General features: G+C 61.5%; 17 protein-coding genes. 9 read left to right on the top strand and 8 right to left on the bottom strand.

The window, feature by feature from the left end:
* Positions 1 to 10: 10 nt before the first annotated feature.
* From NCT03_RS22190 to NCT03_RS22175, 4 genes are read right to left on the bottom strand one after another with little or no spacing between them, the layout of a single operon-like run.
* Positions 11 to 1,186: a hybrid sensor histidine kinase/response regulator gene (locus tag NCT03_RS22190; RefSeq protein ID WP_250493933.1), complete on the bottom strand. Its 1,176-nt coding sequence runs from the start codon at positions 1,184 to 1,186 to the stop codon at positions 11 to 13.
* Positions 1,183 to 4,125: a hybrid sensor histidine kinase/response regulator gene (locus tag NCT03_RS22185; protein ID WP_250493932.1), complete on the bottom strand. Its 2,943-nt coding sequence runs from the start codon at positions 4,123 to 4,125 to the stop codon at positions 1,183 to 1,185. The genes NCT03_RS22190 and NCT03_RS22185 overlap by 4 nt, the downstream gene beginning before the upstream one ends.
* A gap of 12 nt (positions 4,126 to 4,137) precedes the next feature.
* Positions 4,138 to 9,120 (bottom strand): AAA family ATPase, encoded by a 4,983-nt coding sequence (locus NCT03_RS22180; RefSeq protein ID WP_250493931.1) that lies wholly within the window; start codon positions 9,118 to 9,120, stop codon positions 4,138 to 4,140.
* A 15-nt stretch (positions 9,121 to 9,135) separates the two neighbouring features.
* Positions 9,136 to 9,816 (bottom strand): response regulator transcription factor, encoded by a 681-nt coding sequence (locus NCT03_RS22175; protein WP_244831202.1) that lies wholly within the window; start codon positions 9,814 to 9,816, stop codon positions 9,136 to 9,138.
* Positions 9,817 to 10,081: 265 nt separating this feature from the next.
* Here NCT03_RS22175 and NCT03_RS22170 point away from each other — a divergent pair, with 265 nt between their 5' ends.
* Together NCT03_RS22170 and NCT03_RS22165 are read left to right on the top strand one after the other, a co-directional pair.
* Positions 10,082 to 11,554 (top strand): ATP-binding protein, encoded by a 1,473-nt coding sequence (locus NCT03_RS22170; protein WP_250493930.1) that lies wholly within the window; start codon positions 10,082 to 10,084, stop codon positions 11,552 to 11,554.
* A 73-nt stretch (positions 11,555 to 11,627) separates the two neighbouring features.
* Complete coding sequence (locus tag NCT03_RS22165) at positions 11,628 to 12,542, top strand: LysR family transcriptional regulator (protein WP_250493929.1); 915 nt, start codon at positions 11,628 to 11,630, stop codon at positions 12,540 to 12,542.
* Here the strand turns inward: NCT03_RS22165 and NCT03_RS22160 are convergent.
* Positions 12,534 to 13,334, bottom strand: coding sequence for an alpha/beta fold hydrolase (locus NCT03_RS22160; RefSeq protein WP_250493928.1), 801 nt, complete (start codon positions 13,332 to 13,334; stop codon positions 12,534 to 12,536). The genes NCT03_RS22165 and NCT03_RS22160 overlap by 9 nt on opposite strands.
* A 238-nt stretch (positions 13,335 to 13,572) precedes the next feature.
* Here NCT03_RS22160 and NCT03_RS22155 point away from each other — a divergent pair, with 238 nt between their 5' ends.
* From NCT03_RS22155 to NCT03_RS22140, 5 genes are all read left to right on the top strand, one after another.
* Positions 13,573 to 14,049 carry a YybH family protein gene (locus NCT03_RS22155; protein ID WP_250493927.1) on the top strand — a complete coding sequence of 159 codons (477 nt, stop codon included), beginning with the start codon at positions 13,573 to 13,575 and terminating at the stop codon, positions 14,047 to 14,049.
* Between the two features lie 101 nt (positions 14,050 to 14,150).
* Positions 14,151 to 14,282, top strand: a complete 132-nt coding sequence (locus NCT03_RS33860; protein ID WP_255784980.1) for a hypothetical protein — start codon at positions 14,151 to 14,153, stop codon at positions 14,280 to 14,282.
* 8 nt (positions 14,283 to 14,290) lie between these two features.
* On the top strand, positions 14,291 to 15,850 hold the full coding sequence (locus NCT03_RS22150) for an FAD-binding oxidoreductase (protein ID WP_250493926.1): 1,560 nt from the start codon (positions 14,291 to 14,293) through the stop codon (positions 15,848 to 15,850).
* Positions 15,847 to 16,245: a hypothetical protein gene (locus NCT03_RS22145; RefSeq protein WP_250493925.1), complete on the top strand. Its 399-nt coding sequence runs from the start codon at positions 15,847 to 15,849 to the stop codon at positions 16,243 to 16,245. The genes NCT03_RS22150 and NCT03_RS22145 overlap by 4 nt, the downstream gene beginning before the upstream one ends.
* 225 nt (positions 16,246 to 16,470) lie before the next feature.
* The gene (locus NCT03_RS22140) at positions 16,471 to 18,678 is read left to right on the top strand and encodes a TonB-dependent receptor (protein WP_250493924.1); all 2,208 of its coding nucleotides are present in this window, start codon (positions 16,471 to 16,473) and stop codon (positions 18,676 to 18,678) included.
* Positions 18,679 to 18,720: 42 nt separating this feature from the next.
* On the opposite strand, the gene NCT03_RS22135 is transcribed toward NCT03_RS22140, so the two are convergent.
* Positions 18,721 to 19,335 (bottom strand): septal ring lytic transglycosylase RlpA family protein, encoded by a 615-nt coding sequence (locus NCT03_RS22135; protein WP_250493923.1) that lies wholly within the window; start codon positions 19,333 to 19,335, stop codon positions 18,721 to 18,723.
* Positions 19,336 to 19,378: 43 nt separating this feature from the next.
* Here NCT03_RS22135 and NCT03_RS33855 point away from each other — a divergent pair, with 43 nt between their 5' ends.
* Both NCT03_RS33855 and NCT03_RS22130 read left to right on the top strand, forming a co-directional pair.
* A complete protein-coding gene (locus NCT03_RS33855) occupies positions 19,379 to 19,510 on the top strand; it encodes a hypothetical protein (protein ID WP_255784979.1) in 132 nt (43 codons plus the stop codon).
* Between the two features lie 58 nt (positions 19,511 to 19,568).
* Complete coding sequence (locus tag NCT03_RS22130) at positions 19,569 to 20,357, top strand: SDR family NAD(P)-dependent oxidoreductase (protein WP_250493922.1); 789 nt, start codon at positions 19,569 to 19,571, stop codon at positions 20,355 to 20,357.
* Between the two features lie 193 nt (positions 20,358 to 20,550).
* On the opposite strand, the gene NCT03_RS22125 is transcribed toward NCT03_RS22130, so the two are convergent.
* Both NCT03_RS22125 and NCT03_RS22120 read right to left on the bottom strand, forming a co-directional pair.
* Positions 20,551 to 23,754, bottom strand: a complete 3,204-nt coding sequence (locus NCT03_RS22125; protein ID WP_250493921.1) for a bifunctional diguanylate cyclase/phosphodiesterase — start codon at positions 23,752 to 23,754, stop codon at positions 20,551 to 20,553.
* Positions 23,755 to 24,139: 385 nt separating this feature from the next.
* Positions 24,140 to 24,808, bottom strand: a complete 669-nt coding sequence (locus NCT03_RS22120) for a TetR/AcrR family transcriptional regulator (RefSeq protein WP_244831191.1) — start codon at positions 24,806 to 24,808, stop codon at positions 24,140 to 24,142.
* Positions 24,809 to 24,948: the final 140 nt, after the last annotated feature.

Below are 24,948 nucleotides of genomic sequence, written 5' to 3'. Positions count from 1 at the left end.
GACATGCTCGCTACGAAGCGAGCATGTCAGCCGACCGAATAGTCAGTACCGCGCTTAATCCCGGATGCTTATCGGCGAATTCGATTTTGCCGTGATGCAACGTCGCCACCGCCTTGACGAGCGCGAGCCCAAGTCCCACACCGGGCGTCCCACGGCTCGCGTCGCCGCGATAGAACCGCTCGGTGACCTTGTGCTTTTCCGCGTCGGGAATACCGGGGCCATCGTCGGATACGGATAACTCTATGCCGTCATCGCGCGCCAGGAGCGACACTTCGACCTCGCCATTTTCACGCGCGAACTTGATAGCGTTATCGATCAGATTGCCGATAGCCTGCGCCAGCAGCAAGGGATCGACCACAGCGTACAGTTCGTCCGCCTGCGTCATGGAAAGCGTCACGCCACGCAGTTCCGCCACGGGCTGATAGAACTCGACTGCATCCGAGACAATGGCGAGCAAATCGCTGGACTCGAAACCCGAGCGACGCACGCCCGCATCGATTTCGGCGAGCCGCAAGAGCGCATTGAAGATGCCGATCACGCGATCGACATCCGCAAGCGCGGGCTCCAGTTGCGCGAGCGTGGCTTCATTCCCTTCCTTGCGCAAGCCGATCATCAGCACTTCGAGACGCGAACGCAGTTCGGCAAGCGGCGTACGCAAATCATGGGCGATTGCATTCGACACGTTGCGCACGCCGTTGATGACTTCGATCAGCGCTTCCTGCGCCTGCTTGCGCGTGTTGACCTCTTCCTGGAGCCGCACATTCTGCTCGCGCTGCAACTTCTGCAAAGCCCGCAACTTGAGATGCGTATGCACTCTCGCGGCGACTTCCTCCATGTGCAGTGGCTTGGTGACGAAGTCCACGGCGCCAGCGCTGAAGCCCGTGATCTTGTCCTCGGTCTGCGTGAGCGAGGTCATGAAGATGACCGGAATGTCGCGCGTGTTCGGGTTGGCCTTGAGCTGACGGCAGGTCTCGAAACCGTCGAGACCGGGCATCATCACGTCGAGCAGAATCAGATCGGGCTGCACGAGTTCGGCGCGGCCCAGCGCCTCGCGGCCATCGCGCGCAACGGTCACGCGCAGGTTGTTTCCTTCGAGCGCATCGACCACGAGGCCGAGATTCGTTGCGGTATCGTCGACAACGAGAACGACTGGCGTGGCGGTATCGGGTAAGTCTTGCGTACTCACGAGCTTGGGTCCAGATGTTCTTCGATCAGGGACAACAGCGCTTGCGATTCGTACCCGGCGGCAAGACATCGCAGACGCGTTGCGAAAATTTCATAGCGCTTGTCGAGTACCGTCAGATGCTCGGCCCGCTCGATGATGTCGCGCATCGAACCGAGCAGCGCAAAGCGATGCAGCAGCGCCATTTCCTCGGGCGGCGGCACGACGAGCGCTTCATCGGCCCGAGCATGTCTTCCCGTACGCGGCGCCCATTGCAACGCCAGAAGGCCGGTGATCTCCTTGAGCAGCACATGCAGATTCAGCGGCTTTTCGATGAACACATTGGCGCCCGCCGCGAGATTGGCCTGCGCATTGCCGCGCGATGCATCGGCCGATACGGCGATCACCGGCACGTCGCGCAACGCTTCCAGCGCGCGCAGACGCTCCAGCATCTCGATGCCACCCATCACCGGCATGAGCGTATCGACGACGATCAGATCGGGCCGGTCCTCGCTCGCCATCGCAAGTCCCTCGCGGCCGTTTTCTCCTTGCGATACGCGAAAGCCGCTACGTTGCAAGGTATCGACGAGCAGGATGCGATTGGCCGCGACATCGTCGAGCACGAGTATGTGACGCTCGCGGCCTTCATAGCGCGTGACGCCCACCGGCAGAATCGCGGGCACGGGTTGCGCCGTGGCGCCGGGCGCGTCGAGTTCGAACCAGAACGCGCTGCCTCGGCCAAGCGAACTCGCGACGTGAATATCGCTTCCCATCATGCGCACGAGTTGCCGGCTGATGGCAAGACCGAGTCCCGCGCCGCCGCTCCGACGCGTGAGTTCGCCCGCCTGCTCGAAGGGCTGAAAGATCACATCGAGCCGGTCGGGGCTGATACCTATTCCCGTGTCCTTCACTTCGAAGCGCAGACGTCCGGGCCATATTTCCGAAACCGCGAGACTGACTTCGCCCTGATCCGTGAACTTCACTGCATTGACGAGCAGATTGAGCAACACCTGACGCAAGCGCTTTTCATCGACGCTGATCGCGCGCGGCAGATTCGGCGCCGCATGATAGTGGAGTTGCAGGCCCTTTTGCTGGGCGCGCACGCCGACGATCTCCGCGATGACATCGAGAAACGGACCGAGTGGCACATCGCGCACCTGCATTTCGAGCTTGCCCGCACCGATGCGCGCGAAGTCCAGCAAATCGTTGATGAGCATGAGCAGATGCTCGCCACTCTGTTCGATCACGCCGAGACTAGCCAACTGTCTGCGGCTCAACGTTTCATCGCGTCGCAAGATTTGCGCATAGCCGAGAATGCCGTTGAGCGGCGTGCGCAATTCGTGGCTGATATTCGCGAGAAACTGATCCTTCGCCTTGTTGGCCGCTTCGGCGGCGTCGCGCGCCACGCGCACCGCATCCTCCAGTGCCTTGCGCGCCGAGATGTCCTGAATGATGGCGATGGTGTGACTCGTGTGCCCGGCAGAGTCGTATTGCAGCGCCACCGATAAATTGACCCACACGCGCTGACCGTCGCGTCTCACGAGCGGTTTCTCTTCCGAGTAATGCGAAACGCCGCCCTCGGTCAACATGAAATAGCGTTGCAGGCTTCCGGTCACGAAGTCGTCGTCGGTGACATCGCGCAGGCGCTTGCCGAGCAACGCATCGCGTTCGTATCCGACGATCTCGCAAGCACGCTGATTCACGCGCAAAAAGCGGCCTTCGAGGTCGCAATGCGCAATACCCACTGCCGCGTTCTCGAAGGTGCCGCGAAAGCGTTCCTCGCTCGCGCGTAGTTCGTTCTCGGCGTGCTTGAGCTCGGTGATGTCCACTAGACTCCCGACGAAGCGCACGGGCTTACCGCTCGCATCGCGCCTTGCCATGCCGCGTACCAGCACCTTGCGATCGCTGCCATCGCTATGCAAGAGGCGGTTCTCCATCTCGAACACGCCATCCGCATGTTCGAGGTAACGCTCGACGGCCGCTTCGGTCGCGGCCCGTTCCTGCGGATGCACCACGCTCATGTACGACTCGTAGTCGAGCAATGGCTCCTTGCCGCCATAGCCGAGCCATTCCCAAATGTTCGAGAAGCGTGCCTTGCCGTGGCGAAAATCGCCGTCGGGCATGTCGATTTCCCATACGCCGACATTCGATCCGCACATCGCCGCTTCGAATCGTGCATTGGTCTCACGCAAAATCTCCGCTTCTTCCGCGCGCCTCCGTTGCGTGACATCGCGGAACACGAACACGATGCCGAGCCCTTCGCCGCGTTCATCGACGATAGGCGAACCGCTCGCTTCCACCGGCACTTCCTGGCCGTGACGCGCGATCAGCAGATTGCGGCTCGGCAAGCCGATGTCTTCATCCGCGCGCAAGAACGACGACACCGGCTCGCGCGTGATTTCATCGACGACGCAAAAGACCTCGCCCAGCAAGCGGCCGCGTGCTTCATTGCGTGGCCAGCCCGTCAACCGTTCGGCCACCGCGTTCATGAAGTCGATGCGCCCTTCCGGGTCCGTTGCGATCACGCCATCGCCGATACTCGACAGCGTCACCGCATAGCGCTCGTCGCTTTCGCGCATGCGCCGCTCGGCCGCGTATTTGTAGAGCGCCATTTCGACCACGGTGCGCAATTGCGTGTCGTCGAATGGCTTGAGCACATAACCGAACGGCTCGGCCGTGGTGGCGCGCTGCACGGTTTCCTCGTCGGCATAAGCGGTCAGGAACACGACCGGCAGCCTGAATTGCTCGCGCAGAAGCCGCGCGGCGTCGATACCGTCGAGCTTGCCTTCGAGCCGCACATCCATGAGCACGAGATCGGGACGCACTTCCTTCGCCAGCAGGAGCGCATCTTCGCCGCGCGCGGTCGAGCCGACCACCGTATGACCGTTGCGGATCATTTGCTGGGCGATATCGCGGGCGACCACTCGGTCGTCTTCCACAATCAGGATGCGTGCAGGTGCCATCGTTCGTTGAGGTCAGCTTGCTTCGGCTTCGAAGGCTATGGTGAAGACCGTGCCGCCTGCGCGGTTCACATCGACATTGCCGTGCAATTGATGCGCGAGATCATGCACGAGTTGCAGCCCGAGCGTGTCGGCCTGATCGAGCGAAAACGCGGGCGACAGTCCCACGCCATCGTCGGCGATCACGAGGCGGCAACGGTCCTTGTCCGTGATACGAAGCTCTATACGCAACAGTCCGCCGCGTCCCCCCGGAAACGCATGTTTGAGCGCATTGGACACGAGCTCGTTGATGATGAGCCCGCACGACACCGCGCGATTCATGTCGAGCTGGATATCGTCGACGACCACGTCCATGTCCACGCCGAGACGCCGCATGTCGTAAGCCTGCGCGAGATGCTTGCACAGGTTCCTCACGTGCGGCGCCATCATGATGCGAGCGAAATTGCCAGCACGATAAAGGTTTTCGTGCACCATCGCCATCGATCGCACACGGTTGCGGCTTTCGGCGAAGAGTTCGGCTACCGCCTTGTCTTCTACACGCGAAGCCTGCAGATTGAGCAGGCTGCTGATGAGTTGCAGATTGTTCTTCACGCGATGATGCACTTCGTGAAGCAACGCTTCCTTCTCTTCGAGCATGGCCTCCTTCTGTTCGAGCGATGCGTTCTCGAGCGAAATAGCCGCCTGCGACGCAAGCAGTGTCAGCACCGTGATACGCGCTGCCGTGAACACGCCGGGCGCGAGATCGTTCTCGAGATACAGCACGCCCTTGAGCTTGGCCTGCTTGATGATGGGCACGACGAGCACCGAGCGCGCGCCGCTCGAACGCAGATACTCGTCGGCGGAGAATTCATTGGGCAACGTGGCGTCGTCGATATGCACGCGCTCCCGCATGCGCATGGCGAAGTGCACGATGGATACCGGCAATTCACGCGGCGTCATCGGAGCGCTTTCCATGCGGACCTGCACACCGTCCCTGCCGGATACGGCCTGCGCCTCAATCCAAAGTTTCTCTTCGCGCGGCAAGACGAGCACCGCGCGACGCGCGCCCGCATGTTCGAGCACGATGGTCATGAGCGTGCGCAAGAGCCGTTCGAGCACGATCTCGCCTGAGATTGCCTGCGACGCCTGCACGACGGTTTCCACATCGAAGCGTTCCGCCACGACATTCCTTGCCGTCAGGCTTTCGGCAGGGCTTTCGACGAGTTCCGGATAAAGCCGCTCCAGCGCGTGAACCTTCGCCATCGCGCCCCAGCGCAGATACGCGCGCCGTGCATGGCCCAGATAGACATGAGCGATAGTCGTGAATTCGCGTTCGATGTAAAAGCGCGCGGCCGTTTCATGGGCCAGCGCTTCGATCTGCACAAAGCGATGTTCGCGTGCGAGCGCGATAGCGTCTTCGTAATGACGCATCGCGTCGAACGGCCGGTTCTCGATGCGCGCGACTTCGCCTTCCACGAGCGCCGCCCGGCAGCCGAAATTCGCCGGACCGTGATAGGCCCAGACCTGCAACTTGCCGTGATACTCCGCAAGTGTTGACGACACATCGTGTTTGCGCGGATCGTGCATGCGTGCAAGCACCAGCGCCGCATGAAAATAGTATTCGGCCATTTCGAAGTGGCCGGCGGAGGTCCACAAGAGCGGCCTGGCTTTATCGCCCGCGGCGGCGGCGCCCGCTATGTCATCGGCGAAATGGAGCCATTGCTGCTTGCGAATCCAGTACCAGCATGCGGCAATCGCGAGACTGGCATCGGCTTCGAGGCGGCGCTCGAACTCGGCTTCGTCGAACCCCGCGAGAAGCACGCTGTCGCCACGCAAGTGACCGATCAGCCGCAACTGCGAAGTAATGATATCGACGATAAGCCCGAACTTCGCGCTCTTCACGATCGACAGCCGCTCTTGTGCCTCGCGCTCCACGTCTGCAAGCGGTTCGCCCGCAGCCAACAGACTCGTGATCAACGTGCAACTGCTGAAGCCCGTATAAGTCAGATCGCCGCTCTCCGTCGCGGCATCGAACGCGCGGCGCAACAAGGGCAGATTCGTGCGAATGTGCCGCGTCCACGGCGTGACGTGATAGGCGAAGCACATGTAGACGCGCGCCTTGAAGCGGTCTAGCGCGCGTTCGTCGACGAGCGCAAGTCCCAGGCGCCCAAAGCCGAACCCAGCCTGATAGTCGCCGAAGATAGGACCCGTCACCATGCCGAGATAGGCATAGCCGAGCGACGATGCATCGCTGTTGCCGTGCGCCACGCTCAGATTCGCCATGCGGCACAGCACCAGGCAGACGAGGTCTTCGTCGCTGAAGAACGCGGGCGGCAGCACGGCCGTGAGCACATCGAGCGTGGCGGCGAGATCGGACGCTTCGAGCAAGGGCAGGTCGATCAGGCGTTCGATCGGCTTCGAGCCGATCTGCCGAAGCAGCGCGTCGTATTCGAGGCGCGCGGCGGCGCGTCCCGGATGCGGCTCCCACTCGATACCGACGTGCCGCAAATACTCCAGACACGTTTGCACGGCAAGCTGCATCTGATCAAGCGCGGTGTAGAGCGTGACGCGCAGGAACGTGACAATGGCGCGATCCGGCAGCGTGTTTGCCCGCTCGGCGAGTTCGGTCAGTCGCTTGCACGCTGCTTGGGTATCGCCTGTCAGGAACTCGCACTCGGCGCGGTTGCTTTCCAGCGTGAACTTGCGCGCATAGTCGTCGTGCCATCGAGCGGTATCGAGAAGATCGCTTCCCGTCGAGAAGTACGTCAAGGCGGAACCGAACGCCGACGAAGCCTTCGCGCGCTTGCCCGCCTGCAAATTGAGCTCGACGATTCGCTCGCGCTCCGCCGCGTTATCGACCAATGCGATCGCGCGATCGTACTGGTTGACGATCTCGAAGATGTCGGCCTCGGCGTCATGCGCTTCGGTCGCATCGAACATTCGCGCGATTCGCAAGTGCGCGAGCGCGCGCTCGCCCGGCGGAATCATTGCGTAGGCTGCTTCCTGCACGCGGTCGTGAACGAATGCATAACCGTTCTCGCGCCTATACACGAGACCTGCTTCGACCGCATTGCCGAGCGCGGCGTCGATGTCGCCTTCGGCATCGGCGCACACTTGCGCGAGCGTCGCATCCGTTGCCGCGTTGCCGAGACACGCGAACCACTTCAGCATGTCTTGCGTCGCTTGCGGCGCGCGCGCAATGCGCTCCACCATCAGATCGACGACGCTTTCCGCAAGACGCGCCGCACGAATGCGGTCGATGTCCCAGCGCCAGACGCGTGTATCGCGGTCGAAATGCAACAGCCGTTCCTCTTCGAGAATGCGCAGGAACTGCACCACGAAAAAAGGATTGCCACCGGTCTTGTCGAATAGCAGGCTGGCGAGCGGTTCTGCTTCAGCGGCGTCGGCATGCAGCGTGTCGGTCAGCAGATTCGATACATCGCCGGGCGCAAGAGGCGCCAGCAGAATGAGATGCAGCGGCGTGCTGGTTTCGCGCACCGTCGCGAGCACGCGTGAGAGCGTGTGCGTGGGACCCACTTCGTTGTCCCGATACGCGCCGATGAAGAGCACGTGACGCGTATCCGCGGACGCCGCCATATATTCGATCCAGCTGCTCGTGCCGGAATCGAGCCATTGGAGATCGTCGAGAAAGAGCACGAGCGTCTCGCCTGGACCACAGAACGTGCCGATGAAACGCGCGAGCACCGCTTGCAGACGCACATGCGCCTCGCGTGGCCCGAGCGCCGGCACAGCGGGTTGCGGACCGATCACACGTTCCAGTTCCGGCACGAGATCGACGATGAGTTGCGCATGCGCGCCAAGCGCATCGGCAAGACGCGTCTGCCATGACGGCAGGTCGAAGGCTTTATCGTCGAGGAGTTGGCGGATCAATTGCCGAAAAGATTGCGCGAGGGTGGCGTAGGGAATGTCGCGCTTGTATTGATCGAACTTGCCTGATGCGAAGCGCCCGTTACCGGCCACGAGCCTCTTTTGCAGGTCGCCAACGAGCGCCGATTTGCCGATACCCGAGTAGCCCGACACCAGCACGAATTCCGAGCGACCTTGCTGCGCCACGCGCTGAAATGCGTTCGCGAGCGCCGCGCTTTCGACTTCGCGTCCGTAAAGGCGTTCGGGAATGAGCAAATGTTCGGGCGCGTCGTGCTCGCCCGGCGTGAACGCTTCGATACGCTCGCTGCGTTGCCATGAATCGAGACAGCGGCGCAAATCGTGTTCGAGCCCGAGCGCGGTCTGATAGCGTTCCTCGGCGGCTTTCGCGAGAAGCCGCGCGACGATGGCGGCCAACTGTCGCGGGACGTGAGGCGCTTGTTCGACAAGTGGAATCGGCTGACGCGCGATATGACAATGCAGCCATTCGGCGGGCGACGCGGCGCGATACGGCAGCTTGCCCGCGAGCATCTCGTAGAAAACGACGCCGAGCGAATACAAGTCACAGCGCGAGTCCACACCGCGATTCGTGAGCCCCGTTTGCTCGGGCGAAAGGTAAGCGAGCGCGTCCATGGTCACGGGCGCGAGTTCCGTTGCGGGACGTTCGCGCGTTGCTCTCGATGCGCGTCCGAAACCCGTGAGCGCCACTTCGCCGCTCGCTACATCGACGAGTATGTTGGCCGGTCGCAAGTCCTTGTGCATGACGCCGCGCGCATGCAGCACCTTGAGCGCCGCTGCAAGATTCACCGCGATGCGCAAGCTCTCATGCACGCCGAGTGTTCCCGCAGATATCGATGCAAGCGAAACACCGCCGCGATCTTCGAGCAGAAGCGTGGCCGCGCCACGCAACTCCACCAGCGCATGCGGCCGCGTGAGAACCGGGCTGTCGAGTAGCGCGCGCAGCTCGAACGCACGCGTGAGCCGCGCCTGACTCTCCACGACTTGCGCCACGTGCGCCACAGGCAGCGCCACGGCAAGCCAAGTCTGCGCGTCTTCGCGACGCCACAGCCGCGACAGGACGAACTCGCCGTCATCGCACAGGGTTCGCCGCTCGAAGTTCCGCAGTTCCAGCATGCTCGCGCCCTCCCGCTACGCTTCTGCGGTCAGCATATAGCCGGCATTGCGGACGGTCAGGAGCAGCGACTTGTCGAAGCCGGTATCGATCTTCTGACGCAGCTTGCTCACGTGCACGTCGATCACGTTGGTCTGCGGATCGAAGTGATATTCCCAGATATTTTCCAGCAGCATGGTGCGCGTCACGACTTGTTCCGCGTGGCGCATGAGATATTCGAGCAGCTTGAATTCGCGCGGCTTGAGCACGATAGCCTTGCCCGCGCGCACGACCTTGCGCGAAAGCAGGTCGATGCTCAGATCGCCTACCTTCAACGCCGTGTCCACGAGGTTTTCTTGCGAGCGTCGCGTTAATGCGTCGAGCCTCGCCGCGACTTCGCCCAGCGCAAAGGGCTTGACGACGTAATCGTCACCGCCGGCCTTGAGGCCGCGAATGCGTTCATCCACTTCGCCAAGCGCGCTCAGAATGAGGATAGGCACCTTGTTGCCGGTCGCGCGCAACGCGGAGATGATGCCGAGGCCGTCGATACCGCCCGGCAGCATGCGGTCGAGGATGATCGAATCGTAGGTCTCGCCGGCCGCGAGAAACATGCCGTCGCGGCCATTGTCCGCGCAATCGATGACATGGCCCATTTCGGCCAAACCCTTGCGCAAGAATCCGGCGACTTGCTCGTTGTCTTCGATGACCAGGATTTTCATTTTATGGCTCGTAACAGGCTCGAAGCGCACTCTGATTTTCGAGTACAGGGCTTCCCGCCGTGCATTATGCGCCCGCATGGTCCGCGCATAAATCGGGTCATTATTAAATTAAGTTAACGTGCGCGCGGAAAATGGCAAGGCATTCACGAATTACAAATGAAGGCGCGGAGTTAACTAAGCTTAATGATTTTCTCATCGGGCGCAAAGGCTGGGAAGCATAGGATCGGTTATGTGATCGGACATCCATCGCAAACGGAACGACACCATGAACGCCATTGCCAAGTTGCCCTTACCCGGATCGCACAGCGGCATTATCGATCTGGGCGGCATACGGATCGACCTCGAAGCGCGTACCTTGCACCGTCAAGGAGAGATCATGTCCGTGGGCTCGCGCGCATTCGATATTCTCGTCGTGCTGGCTAAAGCGGAAGGGCGCCTCGTCACCAAGGACGAATTGATGAGCGCAGTCTGGCCGCGCACCGTCGTCGAAGAAAACAATATCCAGGTTCACTTATCCAGCCTGCGTAAAAACCTGGGCAGCGATCGCGACATTATCGTGACCGTGCCGGGCCGTGGGTACAGACTGACAAGGCGAACTGTCAGACCTTCGTGTCCGCATGCCGAGGCGCGTTTCGCTCGACCGGTACTCATCGGACGAGAAGACGCGCTTGCCCGTATTTCCACGATGCTCGCCGCGACGCAAGTGCTCACGCTCGTGGGCGCGGGCGGCATCGGCAAATCGGCGCTCGCGCTCGAAGCGGCGCGTCAATGGACAGCGGCGCGCGCAGAGCCGATCTTCTTCGCCGATCTCGCGCGACTCGACCACCCGCGCTCGGTGCAAGAAGCCATCGCGCGCGCATGCGGTTTGCCGGAACACGAGCCGCTCGACTTCTCGTCGCTGCCCGAGCGTGGACTCGTGTTCATCGACAATGCCGAGCATGTGATCGCGCATGCCGCGCAAATAGTCGATGCGCTCGCCGCCGCCAATGACGGCATCCGCGTTCTGGTTACGAGCCGCGAGCCATTGCGCATCATGTCCGAGACGCTCTATCGCGTCGATCCGCTCGACGTGCCGCGCGCCGGATCGACCGATGCGCAAGCGCTCGAACATGCTTCCGTGCGGCTCTTTCTCCGCCGTGGCCGCGCCGTGCAGCGCAATCTCGGCGACGACAGCGCGCAGATCGGCCGCATAGGGACAATATGCCGGCGGCTCGACGGCAATCCGCTTGCCATCGAACTGGCGACGGCGCGTCTTGCCGCGCTCGGCCTCGAAGATATTCATCGGCGGCTGAACGACCGTATGTCCATGCTCGCTGGCGGATACCGCACCGCGCTGCCGCGTCATCAGACGTTGCGTGCGAATTTCGACTGGAGCTACGGGCCGCTCGCCGCGCAGGAGAAGACCTTGCTGCGCAGGATGGCCGTTTTCGAAGACTCGTTTTCGTTCGAAGCCCTGTGCGCTGTCGCATGCGATGACGGACTTGCGCTCGCAACCGTGATCGACGCCGCGAGCGAACTCGCCGCGAAATCGCTGTTGATCGTCGAATATGGCGGCCCCGTCGTGCGCTACCGGTTATCGGAATCGATGCGTGCGTATGCGCTGGAAAGACTCGCGGCGGAGAACGACAGCACGGCAATCGCCAGGCGTCTCGCGCATTATCTGGAACGTTGCGCCGACTTCTCCGGTGCCGACGAAGCGAATGAGCCCGACACCCCGCGAGGTCTCGTTGTCGAGTAAGGTTAGACGTTAAGCGAAGCGTGAGAAGATCACGCGGCACCAGGTCAATCCCGCCACGAAAGCCGAGGAACGCATGGACCGCCTGACCGGCATCGAAGTATTCGTCGCGACCGTCGATGGCGGCAGTTTCGCCGCTGCCGCGCGACGTTTCGGGTTATCGCCCGCGATGGCCGGCAAGTACGTGAGCGCAATCGAAGCCGAACTGAACGCGCGGCTTCTGCATCGCACGACGCGCAAGCTGAGTCTGACCGAGGTCGGCCAACACTATTACGAGCGATGCAAACGCATCCTCGAAGCCTACGAAGAGGCCAATCGCGAGGCGAGCGACGCACAGGACACGCCGCGTGGCGTGTTGCGAATCGCGGCGCCCGTCACGTTCGGAGCGATGCATCTCGGCGACGTCCTCGCTGCATATCTTGAGCAGCATCCGCATGTCACGATAGAAGTGTCGTTGAACGACCGCTATGTCGATCTGCTCGAAGCCGGCGTGGACGTGGCGATACGTATCGGTCGCCTCAACGACTCCGGCCTCGTCGCGCGCAGGCTCGCGCCGTGTCGAATGGTCATCTGCGCGTCGCCCGGTTATGTCGAACGACACGGCACGCCGCGCAGCCCCGACGACTTGCGGCAAGCGCCGCGACTCGCGTTCAGCGAAGCGGTGTCGGTGGGAGACTGGACGCTCGCCGATACGAAAGGCCGCGCGCATGTCATCGACGGGCCATGCCGCATGGCCGCGAACAACACGCAGATGCTGCTGGCTGCGGCGCTTGCGGGCGCGGGTATCGCGTATGGGCCGACCTTCGTGTTCGGCGAACACATCGCGCGGGGGAATCTCGTCGCGCTGCTGCCGGACTATCGGACGCCGGAGTTGGCAATTCAGGCGGTTTATCCGAGCGCACGACATATGCCGCTGAAAGTGCGGCTTCTGCTACATAGTCTGGTTGCCGCGTTCGGCGACGAGCCGCCTTGGGACCGCACGTCACGCTGATTCCGTTCCACGCGCTTGCAGTTCGTCGATGAACTTTTCGATAAGCGCAGCGACCGCTGCTGGCGCTTCAAGTGGCGATAAGTGCCCGACGCCGGGCAAGACATGAAGGCGCGCGTCCGCTATGCGAGGCAACAGTTCCTTCCGCAAGGTCTCGACGCGGTCCACCTGGTCGAGTTCGCCTGAGATCACCGTGACGGGAACACTGATCGACCCGACTTCATTCGTGATGTCTTCGAGCATGGCGGCGTTCGGCCACGCCGCCTTGGCTTGCGGCGCGCCACGCAAGCTGTCGGCAATCACTTGCTCGCGCAACTCGGGCGCAAGCGGACTTGCGGTGAGCACGTTATCCATGACCCATTCGACCGATTCGCGCGAGTCGTAGGCTGCGGCCATCGCGGCTCGCTGGGCATCGGGAAGCTGCATCGGCGAGGGCGGCGAGGGCGCGATAAGCACGACGCCCTGCAATCCGCGAGGCCTGCGCGATGCGAGCAATTGCGCGACCTTGCCGCCCATCGAATGGCCGATCAGGATGTAGCGATGCAAGTGCAGTGCTTCGACGACGTCTGCTGCGTCGTTTGCAAGATCGGCTATTGCGTAGGCTTGCTCGGTCGCGCTGGATTCGCCCCATCCACGATGATCGAGCGCGATGGTGTGTCGAGCGTTCGACAATGCGCCGATAACGCCGTCCCATGTCCGTGACGACCCGCCCCAGTAGTGGAGAAACACGAGTGCCGGCTCGCTGCTTCCTTGTTCCTTGACGTGAATCCTCGCGCCGCGTGTTTCGATGTTCATGGCGATGCTCCTTGGGTTTAGTGACGAAAGAGCATCTTAGGTGCGATCGTCTGGATTGATAATTCGCTCAACATGATCGGCACTCGATCACGCTGGGATCGAATTCGATGCCTTGGCAAAGCGCCGGACAGCGCGAATCGTGGACGTAAGGGAGGAAAGCAGAGCACCGCGGATGCCGCTCGACACCATGCATCTCACTTAGAATCGCCATCGGGTCTTGTCGACTTGGAGCGTTTTCATGATCAAGAGAGTGCTGACGACCGGTGCAATGCTCGCGAGCATTGTCTTGACGACGCCCGCTCACGCCGATGCAAACGCCGACAAGGCCGCCATCGCGCAAAGGCTGCAAGCATGGTCAAAGGCTTTCAACGCGCGCGATGCCAAAGGCGTCTGCGATATCTTCGCGCCCGACCTGGTCTCGACCGTCCCGGAAGCACTCGATGGCAATCGCGACACGATCTGCAAGAAGCTCGCGGTGCTGTTTGCAAAGCCCGGACTAAGCTTGAAATACGACAGCCCAGACATTCGCGAGATCATCGTTTCCGGCGATATCGCCATCGTGCGATTGTTCTGGACGCTCACCGCCCGCATGGGTGACAAAGAGAGCGTGACCGAAGAAGCAGGCATGGACATTTTCCAGCGGCAACCGGACGGTCAATGGTCCATCGCCCGCTTCATGTCGTTCAGCGCGACGCCTAACACCGTACTCGAATAAGCGAGAGCAGAACCAAGGGAATATTCCGCGCGCCCGGTTCGTTTAGATGGAGGATGCCGTGTCTTGCGGCCGCCTCGTAGCTATTCGACCTGGAGTGACCCATGAAACTCGTTCGTGCGTTTTCGCTATTGCTTGCCGTGCTCGCCCTATCCCTCGCTGGCTGCCAGACCGACGGCGCCGGTGCAAGCTCGTCGGGCACGTCATCGAGCAGCGGCAGCAGCGGCGGCTATTGACCCGCGCGGTGGCGACGCCGCCTCCGCGCGAATTTAAAAGCGCGCTGACTGCGTTCATCGACATAGTTGGCCGCGCCGCCGTGCTTTCGTCGAATGAGGCGCAGCCTGCTTATCTCGATCCTTTCGCTCCCGGCGATGCCCGCATGTGGCAAGCGTCAGCGGTCGTCATGCCATCAAGCGTGGAGCAGATCCGAGCGGTCCTGCAAGTGGCGAACCGATTCAAAGTGCCGCTGTGGAGCGTATCGACGGGACGCAACTTCGCTTACGGCGGCGCGGCGCCAAGGCTTGCGGGCAGCGTCGTGCTCGATCTGCAACGCATGAACCGCATACTCGAGATCGACGAAAAGCTGGCTTATGCGCTCGTCGAACCCGGCGTGAGTTACTACGACCTGTATCGTGAATTGAAGGCGCGTGGCACGCGTTTATGGCTCGATCCGCCAGCGGCGGGCTGGGGCAGCGTCATCGGCAATACGCTCGAGCGCGGTTACGGCACGACGCCGTATGGCGACCACGCCGCGATGCAATGCGGCATGGAAGTGGTGCTTGCAAACGGCGATGTCGTGCGCACCGGCATGGGCGCCATGAACGCGAGCCGCGACTGGCAAGTGTTCAAGCCCGGTTTCGGTCCTTCTTATGACACCATGTTCGCGCAGTCGAATCTGGGCATCGTGACCAAGCTCGGCGTGTGGCTCATGCCCGAGCCCGAGGGCTACATGATCGCGCGCTATGCCTTCAAACGCGATACCGACCTCGAACGGATCGTCGAAACGCTGCGGCCATTGAAGCTGGACGACACGATACAGAGCAGCGCTGTCATCGAAAGCGCGGTGCGCTGGGCGGCGGGCGTATCGACACGCAAGCGGTGGTACGACGGCCCCGGTGCGATGCCCGAAGCGGCCATCGACGCAATGGCGCGCGACATCAACATCGGCCGCTGGAACCTGCGCTTCTGTCTTTATGGACCGCGCGAACTGGTCAACGTGCGGCGCGACATCATCCATCGGCGCTTTGCATCGATTGCCGATGCACGCCTCTTCGACATGCCCTATCGCGACGCATCCGATGAACCGACAGGCGGCGGCGATCGCAGTCAGGTCGGCATTCCCGGACTCGATGCGTTCAACATGCTGAACTGGCGCGGCGGTTCGGGCGCGCATGTCGACTTCTCGCCAATATGCCCGCCAACCGGCGCCGATGCAACCAAGCAATACATGATGGTGCGTGACCGCGCCGCACAGTTCGGCTTCGATTACTACGGCGGCTTCACGGCGGAACGGCGACACATGCATCACATCTTCGCGGCCATTTTCGACCGCGACGACAGCGCTCGAACAAATGCTGCGGGCACGCTGGTGCGCACGCTGATCGAGGATGCGGGCCAGGCCGGCTATGGCCAATATCGCACGCATCTCGCGTATATGGACCTTGCGGCTTCGCAATACGACTTCAACGATCACGCGTTGATGCGGCTCACGAACACGCTGAAAACCGCGCTCGATCCGAATGGCATTCTGTCGCCCGGCAAGCAGGGTATCTGGCCTGCCGCTTGGTCGAAGGATGCTCGATGAGACGCGCCCGCCGCGAATTCTTGACTGGCGCATCCCTGGCGGCGGCGTATGCGTGGGCCATCGAAAGCATCGGCGATACGAAGGCGGCACGCATGCGTCTCCTCGTCGTATGCGATGAACGTTGCTCGGATAGCCGCGCGTTTGCGCATCGCGCGAGCTTGAACGGTGCGCGCGTCGTTGCATTGCGAAACGATGCCGGCTTGCTATGGCACGAACGCTTGCTTCCGGATGCATCGCTCGGCGTACCCCTTGCCGGTCTGACGACATACGCGGATGCCTTCGTTCTCTCGCGTCTCGCATGGACGTGCGGCCTGCGCATGACGAAGCTTGCATGCAATGCCGAGGCGCTCGTCGCATGGCGCATGGAGCAACTGAACCAATCCTCTGTTGATTGAAACACCGTCTATCTGCCGATCGATCGACGCAAACGCTTTCGGTTGTCGACCTGCAACACCGCTCGACGCGTTTGAAAAAACGTATATGCGAATCGTTCGCATTTCACTAAAATCGCAGCACGCATGCATCCGTCCTCTCGCGACGACCGCATCGCATCTTCTCAGCACCACACGTGGCAACGCATAGCACCTCTAACAGCGGTTCTCCTTCGGATTTTCTTCGCTATGTCAGCAACTGCTCTGTCGCGCCCGCGCGTTCGCAAAGTTCATGCGGCGGTTCTTCGACTCTTTGTCTGCGCCGTGTTGCCCGCCTCGTTAAGTGTCACCGCACGAGCGCAAACGGAGCCGCAGGCATCGCCGGCCAATGCAGACACCGCGTTGCCCGCCGTGAACGTGCGTGGCGTCGCCGAAACGCTTCCCGGCCATTTCGAACCCGCATACGCGGGCGGACAGGTTGCGCGCGGCGCCCAGTTCGGCGTGCTGGGCAGTCAGAAGCTCATCGATGTTCCGTTCAGCATGACGAGTTATACGGCGAAAGCGATCGAGGATTCGCAAGCGCGCACCATCGGCGATCTGCTGGCGCATGATCCCGCCGTTCGTCCCGCCTACGGCTTCGGCAACTTTTCTGAAGTATTCGTGATTCGCGGCTTCCAGCTCAATGGCGACGACATCTCGCTCAACGGCCTGTACGGCATCACGCCGCGTCAGCTCGTCTCGCCTGATGTATTGGAACGCGTCGACGTATTCAAAGGCGCCAACGCGTTCCTGAACGGCGCGTCGCCGACTGGCTCGGCAATCGGCGGCGGCATCAATCTCGAACTCAAGCGCGCCGACGATAAACCTCTCACGCGCGTCACCGTCGATGGCAGCGCGTCCGGTCAGATCGGCACGCACGTCGACGTGGGCCGGCGCTTCGGCAGCGAAGGACAATTCGGCGTTCGCGTGAATGGCTCGATAGACGGCGGCGAAACCAGCATCGACGACGAGTTCCGCCATAACCAGACCACCGCCGTTTCGCTCGACTGGCGCGGCGACAAGCTGAGGCTGTATGGCGATTTCCTTTACCAGCGCAAGAACATCGACCAGGGCCGCTCGACGGTTTCCGTCACGGGCGACGTGGTGCCCGAGCCGCTGTCCGCCACGCACAACTTCGCGCAGCCGTGGACGCATAGCACGCTGGAAGACACGGTAGGCATCGCGCGCGCGGAATACGACTTCTTGCCTGGATGGACCGCATACGCCAGTGGCGGCATCCGGCGCACACACGAGGACGGCACGTATTCGTCACCGACCTTCAACGCGCTCACGGGCACCACGAGCACGCGCGGCGACGTATTGCGCACCACCGACGCGCTGTCCGGCGAAGCCGGCGTGCGCGGCCGCTTCGTGACGGGTCCGGTCTCGCATCTCGTCTCGGCGGGTTTTGCCATCACGAGCGTCGAAGACCGCGAGGCATTCGCCTTCAGCGGGCCCTTCCCGACGACGCTCTATGGCGGCGGCGTCGTGCCGGAACCGGCGGCGACGAGCTTCGTCGCGGGCAGTTTCTCCGATCCGGGTCTCGCGGACCGCATCCTCACGCGCAGTTTCGCAGTATCCGATACGCTCGGCTTTCTCAACGACCGCGTGCTCTTCACCATCGGCGCGCGTCATCAGCAACTGCATCAGAACAACTATACGGTCGGCACGGACGCGATCTCGAACACCTACGATCAGTCGATCAACACGCCGATCTTCGGTCTCGTCGTGAAGCCGACCAACACGATCTCTCTCTTCGCGAATCGCGCCGAGTCGCTCGCAGCAGGACAGACGGCGCCGTTCGGTGCCGCCAATGTCGGGCAGACGCTCTCGCCGAACCGCACGAAGCAATACGAAGTGGGCACGAAGTACGACACGAATCGGTTTGGCGCGGAGCTCGCGCTGTTCCAGATCGAGCAGCCCACGGCGTACACGGACAGCACGAACAACATCTTCGCCACGAACGGAACGCAACGGCATCGCGGAATCGAAATGTCGGTGTATGGCGAACCGCTCAAGGGCGTGCGCGTGCTCGCGGGCGCGACGTTGCTGAACGCGAAGCAACTCGACACGAACGGCGGCGCAACCGATGGTTATCGGCCCATTGGTGTGCCGAGTTATCTCTTCAATTTGGGCGGCGAATACGATCTGCCTTGGGTGCCCGGCCTGACGTTCAACGCGGCGTGGATCCACACGAGCAATCAGTATCTGGACGCGGCCAACCATTTATCGATACCCGCGTGGGACCGCTTCGATCTCGGCGCGCGCTATACGACGACCGTGTTCAAGCACGTAACGACGCTGCGCGCCACGGTTGAAAACGTGACGAACAAATCGTACTGGTCGTCGACGACGGGCGCCTATCTGACAATGGGAAAACCGCGTACGTTGCTGATGTCGGTGACTGCGGACTTTTGATGCCGCGCGCGATCTTCGTTACGCCGATAATCGCGCGCCGGTTCAGTTAGAAGAAGTCGCGCCTGCGCCCGGCTTCACCGTACCATCGGCCTGTGGAACTTCCACGGGTTTGACTTCGACGGGCGCGGTGCCGTTTTCCTTCAAGCCGAGCTTATCGGCGGTTTTCGGCGATACATCCACGATCCGGTCTTTCACGTAAGGACCGCGATCCCTGATCTCGACTACGTCGCTATTGCCGTTCTCCAGATTCGTCACGCGCGCTTTCGTACCGAGCGGAAGCGTCTTGCTTGCCGCCGAATTGGATTGCGGATTCATCGGCGTACCGTCGGCCATTTTCTTCTTGTAGAAGTTTCGGCCGTAATACGAAGCCTTGCCCTTGCGTTCCTTGCCGGAGCGGTCGAGATTCACGGGTTCCGCGGCTGCCGCTTTTGCTGTCGCATTCACGTTTGCCTGGCTATGACGCGCATGCTTCTGCGCGCGCTTATGCGCGTGTGTGTGCGTTTGCGTTTGCGTTTTTTCCTGCGCCGCCGGGAATGCGGCATTGAGCCAGCACGTCAGCGTGACGAAGACAAGCGCTCGAATCTTCGATCCGCTTTGCGCTCGTTCCTTCAGATGTATCGTGCTAAGGGTGTCATTCCCCATCGTACGAAGTCGCATTCGTCTCTTCTCCTTGGGCTTTGTGCAGCCATTGACGCCTCGTATGTTTGATTTTGATTATTCGTACGACGAGCATGCGATGCTCTACGTGCTTTCCATCCATTCGCTACGCGTGCCGTGGATGCACGAATCGCTCCCGAACGACAAGTTGACGCTCGATGGGACCACGCTCTAACGTAAGATCTTTGGTGCGCGATACGCGCGACCTAGATAACGATGACGGAGTCCACGCAATGAGCCATGATCTCGACAACAAAATCGCCCTCGTCACGGGAACATCGGGAATAGGTGCGTCTGTCGTCTTGCGAATGGCTGCGGGAGGCGCGCACGTCGCGGCGTTAGGCATCGATGAAACGTTGAACGCCGCCTTGCGTCGACGCGCCGAGGATGCGGGGCTGAAAGTGACCGTGCTCAAGGCGGATGTGTCGGACCCGGCGCAAGTCGAAGCGGCGATGCGCGAGACGGTCGAACTATTTGGCGGGCTCGATATCATCGTCAATTCGGCGGCCATTCATCCTTATGGCGATCTCGTCGAGACATTGCCCGAGACGTTTGCGCGCTGCATGAACGTGAACGTAGGCTCGATTCATCTGACCGCGCACTTCGGCGTGCCCGAAATGCGCAAGCGCGGCGGTGGCGCGATCGTCAATATATCGAGCGTTCAGGGCTTTAGTTGTCAGGCAGGCGTTGCGGCCTACGTGGCATCTAAAGGCGCGATCCATGCAATGACGCGAGCGATGGCAATCGACTTCGCACCCGACAAGATTCGCGTCACGTCGGTGAGCCCCGCATCGGTACGCACGCCGATTCTCGAACTCGCCGCGCGAACCTTCGACGGACCGGACGCGAACGTCGAGGAAGCCTTCGCGCGATTCGGCGCAGCGCATCCGCTCGGGCGGATCGGCGAACCCGAAGAAGTGGCCGAACTGGTCGCGTTCCTCGTGTCGGATCGCGCGCTTTTCATCAGCGGCTCGGATCACAAGATCGATGGCGCGTTGCTCGCGGGGCTTGGAGTTCGGTAGATGAATGGCACGTTCGCGGCTTTATGGAATCGCTGTATCAAGCGGTGGAGGTGTATAGCGGATCACGTTGCGATGAAGTTTTCGCGAAGCTTCCTCACCGCCTGACAGTGAGGCCGGCAATACGCCGGCTTCCGATGGTCGATCATCATGGCAACCGTCTACCAACTCGACGACAAGTCGCCCGGACGCGCTTTCAGGGCTCCATCGAAAGTACAGGCGTTGCGTCGAGCGCGCTGGCCCATACAAGCAACTCGTTCGCTGGCAATGCTTGCGAGAAGAGAAAGCCTTGCAGTTCATCGCAACCGATGCCGCGCAGCGTATCCGCCTGATGTTCGCTCTCCACACCTTCCGCAACCACACGCAAGCCCAATTCGTGCCCGAGATCGATGATCGCCTTCACGATAGCGAGATCGGCTGGCGCATCGAGCATGTCGTGCACGAACGCTCGATCTATCTTGAGACGGTCAAGCGGAAAGCGATTGAGGTAACTGAGGCTCGAATACCCGGTGCCGAAGTCATCGAGCGAGAGCTTCACGCCGAGCGCACGAATCGCGCGGATGGCCGCGACGTAGCTCTCGGCGTTATCCATGAGCACCGTTTCGGTGATTTCGAGTTCGAGGAACTGCGGCAACACGCGATACTTCGTGAGACTGCGCGCGAGCACGCCCACGAGTTCGGGATCGCGCAATTGAATCGCCGATACGTTCACGGAAGCGCTTATTTCCAGACCATCGCGCTCGCGCCACGTTGCAATCTGACGACATGCTTCGTCGATGACCCACGCACCCATCGGAATGATGAGCCGCGTCTCTTCGGCCACGGGAATGAACTGCGAAGGCATGACGGAGCCAAGCGTCGGACTATCCCAACGTAACAGGCCTTCGACGCTCGTCAGCATGCCGGTGCGCGCATCGAGACAAGGCTGCCACGCAATGCGCAATTCGTTGCGTTCTATCGCGGTACGCAGACATGCTTCGAGCGAGAGCCGATAACGCACGTGCTCTGCCATGTCGGCCGAAAAGAACTTCACGAGATTGCGCCCCGCCGCTTTGGCCTGATACATCGCGGAGTCGGCGTTTTGCATGAGCGTGTCGATGTCCGCGCCATCTTCCGGATACAGCGCGACGCCCACGCTGCACGATACCTGCAACGTCACGCCGCTCACTTCATGCGGCTCACGCAAGAGCGCGAAGAAACGCTCTTCGACGGTACGCAGCACATCGGCTGCGTTGGTCACGCCGTTGAGAATGACGGTGAACTCGTCGCCGCCAAGACGGCTGACCGTATCGTTGCTGCGCACGGCCTTGAGGAGACGCCGCGACACCGAACGCAGCAGACCATCGCCGATATGATGACCCAGCGAATCGTTGATATTCTTGAAGCGGTCGAGATCGATGAACAGCACCGCTACGCGTTGCCGCGTGCGTTGAGCTTGCGCGATCGCCACTTCGAGACGCGTGCCGAACAACGCGCGATTCGGCAGTTCCGTGAGCACGTCATGCTCCGCCAGAAACTGGATGCGCGCCTCACTCTTCTTGCGGTCCGTGATGTCGATCAACGTGCAGATATAGTGCGACACGCTGCTATGCTTGTCGCGCACGGTGCTGACCATGAGCCACGCTGGATAATCGCCGCCTTGCCTGCGTCGCACCTGCGCTTCGCCGTTCCACGTACCGCTGCGTTCGATTCGATTCGCAAGCCGCGCGATGATGCCGCGCTCATCGCTTGCGTCGTGTGCCGCGATAAACGCGGGCGGCTTGCCGACCACGTCATCGCTGCGATATCCGGTTGCACGATAGAACGAGGGATTCGCGGTGACGAGCCGCGCGTCGGCATCGAGAATGACGATCGCCTCCGACGATGCCTCGAACACCCTGCCCCAAAGCTCAAGACGTTGCTCCATCAGCTTGATCTGGTTGATCGGCGTAAAGGCCGTGAGAATGGCGTCGCGGCCCTGGAAATTGAGGCGGCGCGCGGAGAGCATCGCCCACGTGGGTTGCGCCGTGGCTTTCCAGTGAACCTCGAATTCGTCGATAGCCTCGCGGTCGGACAGTTGCTGGAAAAAGCGTGCACGCGTCGATGAATCGAGACCGAAGGCCCACGGGTCTGTTGCGCAACCGTTGAGCCAGAAGAGGCCGGGCGTATTCGCGTGCAGCACTTCGTGGCCGGGAACGGCGGTGACGACCATCGGCACGGGCGTGGCTTCGACGAGTGCGTATTGCGCGGCGGATGCGCGCGTCGTGGCCGCGAGTTCCTTCTGCACGTCGCGTTCGTGGTCGAGTTGCGCAAGCATCTCGTTGAAGCCACGCACCAGTTGACCGATTTCGTCCTGACTATGCCAGCTTGCACGTTGCGAATGGTCGCCCGTTCGCCGCACGATATCCATCACGCGCGCGAGCTTGCGCAAGGGCGACGAAATCTGCTGCGCGACGCAATACACCATCGCCAGAATGCCGCATAAGAGAAAGAGCGCGGTGCCCAGATGCAGCCACATGCGTGAGAACAGCATATGTACACGCACATGCAGCAGCTCGTCGAGTTGCGTGCCTGTCACGCGCCAGCTCGTGCTTGCGCTTGCGACGAGCGCTTGCTGCGCGGTATCGACGATGGATACGACAGCGGGATCGGGCGCGGCGTTGCCATCCACGACGATGCGCGCCGCGTGACGAAACGCTTCGACCGAGGTACGCATGCGTGCAAACGAAGGCGTGAGCGCTGCATCGAGTTCGTGATTCGCGGCGCCTGCTTCAGCGAAGTCGGAGCGCAGACCTTGCATGACGCCATCGAGTTGTCCTTCGAGCACGAGATAGCGCGTGCGTACTTCCTCCCGCGAGCGTGCCGGATCGAGCCCTTCGTGCAGATGTTTGCCGATGCCATCGACTGCATCGATCAGCGCCGGATAGCGCAGAATCGATTGCGACATTGCGTAGTAGCTGTCGAGGTCGGGATCGAGAATCAGGTTCGATTGATTGCCGATGCGTGTGATGAGTTCGCGGCAGGCATCGAGCGCGGCGCTGGTCGTCGCGGGCTTGGGCGGCGTTTCGTGAGAGAGCGCGTCGAGCGCTTCGCGCAAGGTCCCGTTGAGCTCGGCGCTCTTCATGTGCTCGCCGTATTGCGCTTCCGCGTTCGCGAGATCGTCAATGGACTTGCGCCATGCACCCGATGGCAGACGTTGCCCCGCGCCCGCGAATGCGACTTCGACGAGCGCGTCTTTCACCACATGCACATAGGCGTTGCCGACGATCTCCTTGTTCGAGAAATCGATGGCTAGATACTTCTCGTGGATCAGGATGCCGCTGATGTAGATCACCGCGCTCAGGTCGAGCAGATAGATGAGCAGCAGCTTGTGCCCGACCCGCAGGCGCGCGAGCAGCCGGAAGAAAGGATTGCGCTTCATGGAGCGCTTCGCTTCGCGCGACTCAGCGGGATCAAGTGAACCTCGTGCAATGGTTGGCGCGCCGGCACTCGATGAGCCGGACCGATATCACGCGCTAACGGCCGGAGGTTATTGAACTTTAGTTATTGATCGAAGTTCACTGTTCGGGTGCTGGAGTGGGCGATTGAGGTGCGTAAAATGCGCTAAAGATGCGCGGAAATTTGCGTTTCACGGTGCTTAGTGTCGGTTCACGATCCTCAATCCAACTCGTGTATGCCATCCCATCGGCCGCCTCGGCCACACTCGACGACGCCCTCCTCAATCGCAAGGCTTCCGGCGTTTCGTTCAGCTCTTCGTCGCGCCCTTCTACTCCCGCGAAGACAACATCGACGAATAACGAACGACCTCACCCCGCAATCGACGCCTCCACCGCCGCGAGATACGCCGACAAAGCGCGCCTCACTTCACGCAGATAACGGCCGGCAAGCTGCACATCGCCCATGGCGGGACGCAGCTTGATGGCAAGCGCGCCCGTCGCGAGCGCATGCAGCATGTCCACATACAACGCGCGCTCGGACGCTTTCACGCCAGGAATGCGCGCGTCGAGGACCTTGCGTAACGTGCCCGCCTTGCGCTTGTTTTTGTGATCGTCGTCGTGCGGCATGATCGACATGAGAATCAGGCAGTCGGGATGCTGCTCAAGGTACGTGATATACGGCGTCATGAAGCGGTCGATCACCGCTTCCGCAGAAATACCGCGCCAGTAATCCGTGTCGAGTCCGACCAGCTCCGCTTCGATCTCGTCGGTCGCCGCCATATGGCGGTCCCACAGCGCGTTCAAGAGACTGTCGCGGTCCGGAAAGAAGTGATACATCGAGCCGATCGGCGTGCGTGCCTGACGCGCGACGCCGTGCATGGTCACGCCAGTCAGCCCCTTTTCGACGATCAGTTCAGCCGCCGCATCGAGCACCGTCTCGATGCGCGCGCGGCCACGCGCCTGCAATGGCGCACGCGCGCTGCTGCCGCGATCGCTCGCTGTCGTGGCTTCTTCCCGTGGCGACGATGGCTTCTTCATTGTCAATCCCCTCCATGATGAAACTGGACGCGTCCGTCTAGTCTGCGTCATACTAGACGATATCGTCTAGTATCAGCGGCCCCGATTGCTTGCCTTACACGCGTAATTATCTCGCGGTCGCGTTAAACGTTGGAGAGAAA

The organism is Caballeronia sp. GAWG1-1, assembly GCF_023631465.1.
In the GTDB taxonomy this organism is placed as follows: Bacteria; Pseudomonadota; Gammaproteobacteria; order Burkholderiales; family Burkholderiaceae; genus Caballeronia.
This window is presented reverse-complemented; position numbering and strand designations above follow the sequence as displayed.

Excerpts from the sequence above, each read along its gene's own strand:
- NCT03_RS22155 (WP_250493927.1), top strand. The coding sequence starts at position 13,573 with ATGATCAAGAGAGTGCTGACGACCGGTGCAATGCTCGCGAGCATTGTC.
- NCT03_RS22125 (WP_250493921.1), bottom strand. The coding sequence starts at position 23,754 with ATGAAGCGCAATCCTTTCTTCCGGCTGCTCGCGCGCCTGCGGGTCGGG.
- NCT03_RS22140 (WP_250493924.1), top strand. The coding sequence starts at position 16,471 with ATGTCAGCAACTGCTCTGTCGCGCCCGCGCGTTCGCAAAGTTCATGCG.
- NCT03_RS33860 (WP_255784980.1), top strand. The coding sequence starts at position 14,151 with ATGAAACTCGTTCGTGCGTTTTCGCTATTGCTTGCCGTGCTCGCCCTA.
- NCT03_RS22160 (WP_250493928.1), bottom strand. The coding sequence starts at position 13,334 with ATGAACATCGAAACACGCGGCGCGAGGATTCACGTCAAGGAACAAGGA.
- NCT03_RS22180 (WP_250493931.1), bottom strand. The coding sequence starts at position 9,120 with ATGCTGGAACTGCGGAACTTCGAGCGGCGAACCCTGTGCGATGACGGC.
- NCT03_RS22170 (WP_250493930.1), top strand. The coding sequence starts at position 10,082 with ATGAACGCCATTGCCAAGTTGCCCTTACCCGGATCGCACAGCGGCATT.
- NCT03_RS33855 (WP_255784979.1), top strand. The coding sequence starts at position 19,379 with ATGTTTGATTTTGATTATTCGTACGACGAGCATGCGATGCTCTACGTG.
- NCT03_RS22145 (WP_250493925.1), top strand. The coding sequence starts at position 15,847 with ATGAGACGCGCCCGCCGCGAATTCTTGACTGGCGCATCCCTGGCGGCG.
- NCT03_RS22165 (WP_250493929.1), top strand. The coding sequence starts at position 11,628 with ATGGACCGCCTGACCGGCATCGAAGTATTCGTCGCGACCGTCGATGGC.
- NCT03_RS22120 (WP_244831191.1), bottom strand. The coding sequence starts at position 24,808 with ATGAAGAAGCCATCGTCGCCACGGGAAGAAGCCACGACAGCGAGCGAT.
- NCT03_RS22185 (WP_250493932.1), bottom strand. The coding sequence starts at position 4,125 with ATGGCACCTGCACGCATCCTGATTGTGGAAGACGACCGAGTGGTCGCC.
- NCT03_RS22130 (WP_250493922.1), top strand. The coding sequence starts at position 19,569 with ATGAGCCATGATCTCGACAACAAAATCGCCCTCGTCACGGGAACATCG.
- NCT03_RS22175 (WP_244831202.1), bottom strand. The coding sequence starts at position 9,816 with ATGAAAATCCTGGTCATCGAAGACAACGAGCAAGTCGCCGGATTCTTG.
- NCT03_RS22135 (WP_250493923.1), bottom strand. The coding sequence starts at position 19,335 with ATGCGACTTCGTACGATGGGGAATGACACCCTTAGCACGATACATCTG.